This is a genomic window from Gemmata obscuriglobus (assembly GCF_008065095.1).
In the GTDB taxonomy this organism is placed as follows: Bacteria; Planctomycetota; Planctomycetia; order Gemmatales; family Gemmataceae; genus Gemmata; species Gemmata obscuriglobus.
Genome location: NZ_CP042911.1, coordinates 6,585,206 through 6,595,096, shown reverse-complemented (window position 1 = coordinate 6,595,096; position 9,891 = coordinate 6,585,206). Strand labels below are relative to the sequence as shown.

7 protein-coding genes are annotated in these 9,891 nt (G+C 68.9%); 5 read left to right on the top strand and 2 right to left on the bottom strand.

The genetic code is table 11. The annotated features are described in order from the left end of the window. Positions 1 to 82 precede the first annotated feature (82 nt). Positions 83 to 937, bottom strand: coding sequence for a DUF4159 domain-containing protein (locus GobsT_RS27555; protein ID WP_010051400.1), 855 nt, complete (start codon positions 935 to 937; stop codon positions 83 to 85). Continuing rightward, the gene (locus tag GobsT_RS27550) at positions 934 to 3,525 is read right to left on the bottom strand and encodes a tetratricopeptide repeat protein (protein WP_010051398.1); all 2,592 of its coding nucleotides are present in this window, start codon (positions 3,523 to 3,525) and stop codon (positions 934 to 936) included. The genes GobsT_RS27555 and GobsT_RS27550 overlap by 4 nt, the downstream gene beginning before the upstream one ends. Positions 3,526 to 4,379: 854 nt before the next feature. On the opposite strand from GobsT_RS27550, the gene GobsT_RS27545 reads away from it, so the two are divergent. From GobsT_RS27545 to GobsT_RS27525, 5 genes are all read left to right on the top strand, one after another. Beyond that, a complete protein-coding gene (locus tag GobsT_RS27545) occupies positions 4,380 to 4,868 on the top strand; it encodes a hypothetical protein (RefSeq protein WP_148087891.1) in 489 nt (162 codons plus the stop codon). Positions 4,869 to 5,127: 259 nt separating this feature from the next. Further along, positions 5,128 to 5,847 (top strand): dioxygenase family protein, encoded by a 720-nt coding sequence (locus tag GobsT_RS27540; protein WP_010050795.1) that lies wholly within the window; start codon positions 5,128 to 5,130, stop codon positions 5,845 to 5,847. A 115-nt stretch (positions 5,848 to 5,962) separates the two neighbouring features. After that, positions 5,963 to 6,703, top strand: a complete 741-nt coding sequence (locus GobsT_RS27535) for a response regulator transcription factor (protein WP_010050797.1) — start codon at positions 5,963 to 5,965, stop codon at positions 6,701 to 6,703. A 63-nt stretch (positions 6,704 to 6,766) separates the two neighbouring features. Next, the gene (locus tag GobsT_RS27530) at positions 6,767 to 9,259 is read left to right on the top strand and encodes a sensor histidine kinase (protein ID WP_109570843.1); all 2,493 of its coding nucleotides are present in this window, start codon (positions 6,767 to 6,769) and stop codon (positions 9,257 to 9,259) included. 297 nt (positions 9,260 to 9,556) lie between these two features. Then, positions 9,557 to 9,859 carry a MazG nucleotide pyrophosphohydrolase domain-containing protein gene (locus tag GobsT_RS27525; RefSeq protein WP_010051034.1) on the top strand — a complete coding sequence of 101 codons (303 nt, stop codon included), beginning with the start codon at positions 9,557 to 9,559 and terminating at the stop codon, positions 9,857 to 9,859. The last annotated feature ends 32 nt before the right edge of the window (positions 9,860 to 9,891 follow it).

Here is a 9,891-nt window from a genome sequence, read left to right as displayed (position 1 = left end):
TGCGGGTCCGGCGCTCCAAGCCACACAGACAGGAATGTCTGTGCCACAAAGACAACAGCAATCCACTCCAACCGAGCCGGCATCAGTGGGTCATCGCGTACACGATGACGTTGATGCCGAGCGGGTACGCCTTCTTCTCGGAGAACTCGCGGAAGTACCACGGGTCCTCGCCCTCGCGCTCCCACCCGTCGCCGAGGTCGGTGTTGTGGCCGATGAACGCCATCATCCGCCCCTTGTCGTCGAAGAGCCCCTTGTAGTGGACCGTTTGCGTGTTCCCGCCGTGCCCGCGCTCCCAGGTGATGCCCTCGGCCTTGCCGGCGTAGGCCGCGCCGATGCTCGGGATCTGCGGCTTCTCCTTCAGGTGGTACACGCACCGGAAGATCTCGTGGTCCGCCGGCAGCTCCTGGGGCTCGCGGTCGGGGAACACCCGCTTGATCTCGCGGAGGAAGTTCTCCCACTGGGCGTCGCCCCAGAAGTCGTCGACCATCAGGAAGCCGCCGTTGGTCAGGTACTTCCGCAGCGCGAGGACCTCGTCCTCCGAGAAGACCAGCCCCCCGGGCTCGACGATGTAAATGAACGGGTGGTCGAACAGGCGCGGGTCGGTGAGGCGCAGAACGATCGGGTTCGGGTTCACGCGCAGCGAGGTCAGTTGCTGGAGGCGGAACGACAGGTTGAGTTCGGCGTCGGGCCAGTCGGTCCGCCACCCGCCCCCGCCGCCGCGCCCGAACCCGCGGCGGAGCGAGTCGTACTCGATCCGCACGAACGTGAACACGTCGTTCTTGAAGTTCGGGTCCACTTTCCAGTCGGGCACGCCGGCCCGGTTCGCGGGCAGCTCGCTCTGCGCACGGTACCGGGGCTGGCGCGCCGCGGAAACGAGCCCGCCGGCCACGGACGCGAAGACCACCGCCGCCACAACGAACCGACGCGTTCGGGTCACGGGTTCTTCTCCGGTCGGGGCGGGGCAGGGGACTTCTCGGCGGCAGCGACCAGCTTCAACAGCAGTTCGTGCGCTTCGCGGAACCGCGGGGCCTCTTCGAGCGCCTTCAGCACCTCGCGCCGGGCCGCGTCGCGCTCGCCGCTCTGTTCCAGAAGCACCGCGAGGCGGTATCGCACGCTTGCGGCGTCCGGAACGCCGAACCGGAGCACGGCGCGGTAAGCCGTCGTGGCCTCGTTACGCTCGTTCAGGTGCTCGGCGGCCTGGGCCAGTGCCCGGTGCGGGGTGGGCGTGAGCGGGTTGACGGCCAGCCAGCGGCGGGCGTTTCGGGCGGCGGCCGTCCAGTCGCCCCCGGCGGCACCCAGTTCCGTCAACCGCTGGTGTGCGGCGGTCGCGTCACCGTCCCGTTTGGCCCACTCCTCGAGCGCGGCCCCTTCCTCCTTCGGTCGCGCGGTTTGCCGGTACAGCACGGCGAGCAGCTCGTAAGCGTTGTTCGGTCCGGCGTACTCCGGGTAAAGCGTGCGAAGGGCGTTCAACTCCTTCTCGGCCTCCGCCCATTTCTGCTCCCGCACCAGTCCCCGGCACAGCCGCTGCCGCCCCCAAAAGCTCTGCGGGTGCTTCTGAAGCCAGACCCGCACCGCGGCCGAATCCGCCTCGTCTTTCAGGTCGGGCTCTTCCCAGGTCGCGTCGGGGGCCACTGATTTGGCCCGCGCCCGGGCGAAGTCGGTGAACTCGCTGTCGAGCTTGGCGAGCGGTCGGCCGGTCCGCCGTTCGAGTGCCTCATTTACAGACAGCCCTGCTCCCAGATCGTCCAGCGCCGTCTTGAGGGCATCGAACCCGTACCGGCTCACGAGGAACTCGACGGCCAACGCCGACTCGAAGTAGGCGAACTGAACGTGGAGCGCGCTTTTCGGGCTCAGGAACGCGGAACTCAACCGGCTGAGGGGGATCAGGTCATCGCCCAAGGTCATTTCGCGATACCTCGGGGTCATCCAGCGGCCCCACCCGGGGTTCTCGAGCGACTCCTCGTAAACGGAAATTCCCTCGCTGAGCCAGCGGGGCATCTTGTTGCGGGTCTTGTGGAGAGTAACCGTGTGGCAAAACTCGTGCCACACAATCGCCTCCCAGCTCGACGGAGATTGCCCCTGTGCGGCCGGGCCGTTTACGGTGATGACCGGCCCGAAGCAGACGCCCAGAACGCCCTCCGATCCCGGCATACCGAACGTGCGCACCGCGAAGTCCTGGCCGCGCGGGAAGATCTCGACCGTGATCGTCTTGTCGAGGCGGACGCCGTACTTCTCGCACAACACCTTTTTGGCCCGCTGGAGCACCGCCAGCGCCTGCCGGCCGTACAGGTCGGCTTCTTTCTCCTCCATCCGCAGGACGAACCCGTCGGCGGTGATAGTGCGGAACTTCGAGAGCTGGTCCCGAAGGGCGACAAGGTTGTGTGCGACCACGTTGTAGCCGTCGGCCGCGAACACCTCGGCCGCCAGCTTCCAACCCTCCGTTTCGTCGCCGAGCCGGAGCAGGTCGAGGCACAGTTGCGCCTTGGCCGGCAGGTACTGCTTGTCCTTCTCCAGCGCCTTCCGCTGGTAGGCCGCGCCCTCTTTGAAGCGGTAGTCCTGGGACAGCTTCCGCCCGATGAGGTGCTCCACGTGCGGGTTCCCGGGCCAGCGCGCGAGGGCCTTCTCGCGCGCGGCTTTTTCCCCGGCGGCGTCCTCGCGGAGGTGAGCGACAGCGGCTCGGTACGCCCACGCCCGCGGCTCGCCGGGGTCTGTGGCCAGGACGGCTTTCAGCACGTCCTCCGCGCCGGCGAAATCTTCGGCGTCGATCAGGTGGTCTGCCCGGAAGAGGAGGCTGTCCGCGTGATGGGGGTTGATCGCGAGCGCTTCCGCAATGGCTTTCGTCGCCCGCGCCCGATCGTCCTCGGCGAACGCGCGGGCCAAAAGGTGATGGTACCGGGGATCTTGACCGGCGGCCTCCTTCGGGGCTTTCTGAAGCGTTTCGGCCGCGAGCGCCCGGTCATGTTTCGTCAGCGCCAGTTCGGCCACGGCGAGGTGCGCGTCGAGGTAGGCGGGCGTGTTCTTCACGACCGGGTTGAAGTACCGGTCGAGCACCTCTTTCGCGTCCGCCCCTGTGGACAGGAGGTAACGCCCGAGCGCGACCCGTTCGGCCGGCGTACTCGCGGCGCGGTTATCGATCTGCCGCTGGACGGCAGCCAGGGTCGCGGCGGCTTCTTTCTCCCTTCCGCTTGTGCGGTAGACTTCGTGGGCCAGGAGGTGAAGGACGAGGTCGTCCGGGAACCGCGTCCGAGCGTCTTCAATCGTCTTGCCGGCCGCCGTGTACTCTCCGCGTGCGGTTTCGGCCCGGACTTTGAGCACCCACCACGACGCTGCGTCGGCTCCCTTTGCGATTTCGCCAGCGGCTAGTTTCTGACATTCGGCGTATTTGCCGGTGCGGAACAGCTTCTCCGCTTCACCGAGATCGGCCCCGCGGACGTGCGGGGAACCTACCAACGAAAACGCGACCCCAAAGGCGAACCGAACGAACGGGCCGATGGACCGGCGGCGCGGGTGTGGTGATCCGACCATAGTTGCACCGGCTCTCGCGGACCAGTTGCCAGGCGAGTTCGACGGCCCGAGTCCGCTCGATCTGAAGCCGTTCGGCCGCGCGGGTGCGCAATGAACGGGGATCGCAAGACTGCGGTGGCGACGATCTTACCCGATCGGTTCTGTAAAATCGATGAGTCTGTCGCCGGCTTCACATCTGCGCTAGCGGCGGGGGCACGCACCGCCGATGAACCGGAAACCATAAACGGTCCGGTGGTGCATTCTCGCGAGCTCATGCGCCAAAAATCAGCAGTATGTTAGTGTGTTTTCGTGAGGTCTTGTGCCCTCCCGGTCCCTGACCGACGACGGCGTTCACGCTCCCGTCGGGGCGCATACATGCACGTGCCCGCTGCGGGTGTCGCGTTTTTTGACGAACTGCGAACGCCCGGGAGCGGGGCACGAACGCGCGGCGGGGATGCGAAGACAATTTTTGACAGGATCGACAGGATGAACAGGATTTAAAATCGATCGGTCTTCATCCTGTCGATCCTGTCAAAAATTGTCTTCAGAAGCGTGCGCCCCGCACGTGCTGCAAAAGCCGCCCGTTCTCGCACACGTGACCGGCGGTCGCGGCTCGTCGGAAAGCGACACCCGCGGCGGGCTCATGTATCGGTGGGGCCGTGCTCTCCGCATTTCGGCTGATGGCAGTGGCCCATTTTGTGCGATGGGGCTTGGTGGTGTCCCCAGGTTTGGCTAGTGGCGGTGCCGTGTCAAGTGCTCCGGAACCGCCGTGCGGCTCTGGGTATCACCGCGTGTAAACGATCGCGCGCCCATCGATCTTCTGAGCACGTCCCAACAGCGACCGCTGCCGTCGCTTCCCCCAAGAGAACGTGCGCGTGGCCCCAACCGAACCGAGAGACAGCGGCGCCGTGTTCGCGCTGTCGGACTTTGTCGACCTTCCGGAGTGGTCCGCGGTGGCCGCCGCCGTCCAGCGCCGGCTGTGCGAGCACCCGGGCGCGCGCGTCACCCTGGACTGCGAACGGCTGACCGGTCTCACGCCGGACGTGTTCCTCGCCATCGGCCACTTGCTCCGCTCCGCGCCCGGTCGCGTGCGGCTGCGAAACTGGCCGGCCGCCCTGCGCGATTTGGGCCCCAAACTGGTCACGGCACACGTGCTGGACTGCCTGCTGCTCACGGTTTCGCGGAGCGCCCGCCGGCTCGATCCGGTCGCCCCGGGTGCGGAACTGGAGCGCTCCGTCGGGCACCTGACCGCGAGCGTCGACGCACTCAAGCGGGCGTGGTTCGGTCCGGGCGAGCGGACCGAGGTCGGTGCTCCAGTGCCGGCTCCGGTCGAACCGTCCGTCGGTTCGTTGAGTCGCACGTGAGCCAACGGTCTCAAGCCGTCGCGGTGTCGTACCGCACGCGCCGGGGACAGCGTTTTAACGGGGCGGGCGCGACGGACGACGTTCGTTGCGCCCGCCCTGTCCCATTTCCCGTAACCGGATTTTGGGACTTCCGAGGGGCGGCGAGCGCAGCGCAAGCCGCCGGCGGTCCCCGGGATCAATTCGCCCCGCTTGCGGGAATAGAAGTCGGACGGCACACTGTCGTTTGGTTCGTCCCGCACCCGCCGGAGAGGGCTTCCGAATGTCGATTTCCCGTCGCGAGCTGTTTGTCGGTGGTCTGGCCGCGGCCGGCGCTTCGGCGCTGACCCTACGGGCCGACGCGCTGCCCACGCTGCCGAGCGGCACGCTCAAACACTATCCCGAGTTCCAGGCTCTCGCCGACGCCCCGCTGCCGTTCGTGCCGCCGGCGGCGCTGCCCGGAACCGCGAAGCCCACCGAGGACAACATCCTCGGGCCGTACTTTCGCGAGGGCGCCCCGTACCGTGCAAAAGTGACCCCGCCGCTCGCGAAGGGCGTACCGATGCTGATCCGCGGGCGGGTGTGGGGCTTCGACACCAAGAAGCCGCTGGCGGGCGCGGTGCTCGACATCTGGCAGGCCGACGCCGACGGGCGGTACGACAACGACGACCCGCGGAACCCGCCCGCGAAGGGCGTGTACGTGAACCGGACCCGCGTGCTCACCGACGAAACCGGGTATTACGAGTTCGAGACGGTCCACCCCGGCGCCTACAAAACCGGTCCCGACACCTGGCGCCCGGCGCACATCCACTACCTCGTGCGCAAAACCGGGTACACGAACCTCGTCACCCAACTGTATTTCAAAGGCGACCCGCGCAACGCGGCCGACGAGTTCATCAAGGCGTCGCTGATTATCACCCTCGAGCCGGCGAAAGTGGGCGGCGGCACAATCGAAACGGGCGTGTTCGACGTCGTACTCTCGGCGGCACCGCCGAAGAAGTGAGCCGCCCCGCTGGGCCGAGCCGCCGACCGAAAAGACGAAATCGCGTCAACGAACGGGCGCGATCCTCGTCTCACATTCAGGCCGCGGTTTCTGCCTCTTCCGGGGGACTCGGGTCATGCCCAAAGCGCGCATCGTGGTGGTGGAAGACGAACCGGCCATCCGCCGCGGGGTTTCGGACGCCCTGCGGCTCAGCGGGTACGAGGTCACCGAGGCCGCCGACGGGGCGACGGGGCTCCGCGAGGCCGGCGCCGCGGGCGTTGACCTGGTGCTGCTGGACATCATGCTGCCGAAGCGCGACGGGCTGGAGGTGCTGAGCGAACTCCGCCGCACCAACCCGACGCGCCCGGTGGTCCTGCTCACCGCCCGCGGCAGCGAGGACGATCGCGTTCGCGGGCTCAAAATGGGTGCCGACGATTATGTCGTAAAACCGTTCTCCGCGAAAGAGCTGATCGCCCGCGTGGAGGCGATCCTCCGGCGCACCATGCGGTCCGTCCGCGAGGTGCGCGTCGTGGAACTCGGGAGCGGGATCATTGACCTGCTGCGGCGCGAGGTCCGGTGGGCCGACGGCACCCGGCTCGACCTCTCCGAGACCGAGGCGGCGCTGCTGAAGTACCTGGTGAGCAACCGCGAGCGCGCCGTGTCGCGCGAGGAACTGCTGTCGCGCGTCTGGGGCATCGGCACCGCCGGCCTTGAGACCCGGGCGGTCGACATGCACGTGGCCCGGTTGCGGGCGAAGCTGCGGGACCCCGCCACGGGCGACGACCAGCCCGAGGTGATCGTCACGGTCCGGGCGCACGGGTACATGGCCGGCCCCGCGCTGCTCGTCCCCGCGGACGAGCTACAGGTCGCGAGGTGATGAAGTCGTAACGTCGCGGGCGCGGCAAGGCTCCGCGACGCGACGGCGCTCGGCGGGGTTCCTATGTCACGGCGGTTGCTCGGCCCGGCGGGCGGGCCGATGATGTTCGTCTTGGTCACAGCGCTCGTGTTTGCCGGCCTCGGCTGGCTCACGGTGGTCGCGCTGCGCGTCGAGACCGCCCAGCGCGCGGCCGCCGCCGAAGCCGAGCTCGAGAACAAGCTCCGCGTCGCGCTCTGGCAGCTCGACGGCCGCGTGCTGCTCCAACTCGGCGGCGAGGACGGCCGGCCGTTCCACCATTACAGTTCCGCCGGCCCGACTCCGCTGCTCGGCGCGCAGCTCCCGGACTGGATGAAGTTGCACGTCCAGCTCGACCCCGCGACCGGGTGGGACTCGCCCCAGGTGCTCCCCCCGGACGCCCGCGAGCGGGTCGCTTCGGTCTGGCCCGACCTCCCGCTCCGGAACGACTCCCCCGACCGCGCGCTGGCGCTGAGCGACCTCCGCGCGAAGTACCCCGCCGCCGCGACCTGCGGGCTGCTGGCGGCGCGCGACCGCGCGATTCCGGTCGATTCGCTTCCGTTTGCGGCCCCGCTGTTCACCACCGATTCGTGGCAGCGGTCGGCGGCGTCGGTTGCGACCGGCGCGCCGACGTCCGCCCCGAAGCCGCCCCCGCCACCGGAACGCACCCCGACGACCGCCGCCCCAGACGCCACTGACGCCCGCCGCTTTTTCGGGTGGGAACTGCCGCGGCGCGAGCCGCAGGCCGCGGCCGGCCGCGGCAACAACCTTCCGTCGGCAGCGCCGCGCGAGGGCGCCCCTTCGGCCGCGCAGGCCCCGGCCGGACCTCCGGGCGCAACGGCCGCGGGAGGACCGCAGGCGACAAACACCAGAGGCGCTTCCCGCGTTGCGGACAACGACCGCGGGCGCGACGACTTCTGGAACCGCGCGCAAACCATTCAGCGGGCGACTCAAGAAGCGAAGGGCGCGGGCGCCGACCCGATGTACGGGAAGAACTATCCGGGCGCGCTCCAGAACAACGACGTGCGGAATAGTGACGTTCCCGTTTCGCCGGCTGTGGGCAACGAAAACAGCGAGAAGGGCACTTCGCTCAGTCAGGCGATAGCCGAACTCGACAAGCTCCGCGAGGTACTCGACCAGGCCAAGTTCGCCAAGGACGCCGGCGCGTTGCAGAAGCGACTGGGCGACCGGGCCGGCGGAGGCCCAATTACCGAGCGGCTCGCGGCCCTCCGGATCGAACTGGAGCGGCGCCGGTGCCTGGACGCGGTCGAGGAGCGGTGCCGCGCGGAAGCGGCACGGAACCCGCTGCTCGCGGCGGCGTGGAGCATCGCCGGCGGCGCGAGCTGCGGGCCGCGCGCTTCCGCCCCGGTCGGCGAGGAGCGCCCGGGTCAATCGAACGGTTTCGGCAACGCGCTGACGAACGGTGCGGCCCAAAACTGGCTCGTAGGGCCGCCGGTCGTCAACATTCACCTCGGTTCGATGCGGCCGCAGTGGCTCACCGCGGCGGACGGCACCGAGACGCTCGTGCTGATGCGGGTCGCCAAGCTCGACGGCCGCACCGTCTATCAGGGGGTGGTCCTCGACTGGCCCCGGCTCGGGGCACTTCTCAAGGACGAGGTGAAGGACCAGTTCCCGGGCGCGACGCTCGTGCCGGTGAAGAGCCCGGACGGGGTCCAGCCGGGGCGCGCGATGACCGCGCTCCCGGTTCAACTCGACCCCGGCCCGCAGCCCGAACTTCCGCCCGGGGACTGGACCGCGCTGCGGCTCGGGCTGGCGCTGGCGTGGGCGGCGGCGCTCGTCGCCGTCGCGGCGGTCGGGCTGAGCGGGTGGTCGCTCATCGACCTCGCGGAGCGGCGCATCCGGTTCGTGTCGGCCGTCACGCACGAGCTGCGCACGCCGCTCACGTCGCTGCGACTGTACCTCGACCTGCTCACGAGCGGGATGATTCACGACGAGGCGAAGCGGCAGGAGTACCTCCGCACGCTGGCGGTCGAATCGGAGCGGCTGCACCGCCTGGTCGATAACGTGCTGGACTTCGCGCGGCTCGAAAAGCGCCGGAAGAACGGCGACCTGAAGCCGGTGCGCGCCGCCGAACTGCTCGACCAACTAAAGGAGACCTGGGCCGACCGGGTCGCGGCCGACGGGCGCGAACTCGTGGTGGTCTCCACGCTGCCGCCGGAACTGGAACTCAGCACCGACCCGGTGATGGTGCAGCAGATCGTCGGGAACCTGATCGACAACGCGCGGAAGTACGCGCGGGACGCGGCGGACAAGCGGATCTGGCTGTGGGCGCAGGCGGGCGGGGCGGGCCGTGTCACGTTCGAAGTCGAGGACCGCGGGCCGGGCGTCCCGGCGGGCGAACGGAGGGCGATTTTCAAGCCGTTCCGCCGCGGCGCGGCCGCGGACACGACCGCGGGCGGCGCCGGGCTCGGTCTGGCGCTGGCGAAACAGTGGGCGGAGGTGCTCGGCGGGACCGTTGCGTACCGGCCGGCGGACGGGGCGCCCGGAGCGTGCTTCCGGCTCGAACTGCCTTGTGGGTAGTCCTCAAGCCGTCGGGTCCGAAAGCCAGTCGTTTCAAGTTCCAGGTTCCAAGTCGGAACCCCGCTCGTCACAAGCGCCGGCGATTCGTGTCGCTGGTGACTCCACTTGGAACTTGGAACCTGGAACTTGAAACGACTGGCTTTCGGACCCGACGACTTGAGACTCAGAGCCGCGACATTCGACTCCCCCGCGTAGAACATTCATTTCCCGCCCAGCGTATCACATCTGAGTGCCCGGCTGCCGCATTCTCCGGCCCCCTGTAGAATCTGGTTTGTGACCGACCCAACGCCAACGCCGATGACCCTCGCCGCGGTGCAGGCCCGCATCCGCGACCTGTTCGGCGCGAAGGACGCGCGCCGCGGGATCGAAGGGACGTTCATGTGGTTCATGGAGGAGGTCGGCGAGCTGTCGGCCGCGCTCCGCGACCCCGCCGCCGACCCCGAGAACCTGACGCTCGAGTTCGCCGACGTGCTGGCGTGGCTGGCCACGCTGGCCAACATCGCGGGCGTGGACCTCGACGACGCGGTGCGACGGAAGTACGGGGCCGGGTGCCCGAAGTGCGGTCGGGCGCCGTGCGCGTGCGCCGCCGCCAAGCCGTGAGTCTTGCCCCCGCCGGGGTAAAGAAAGAAGCT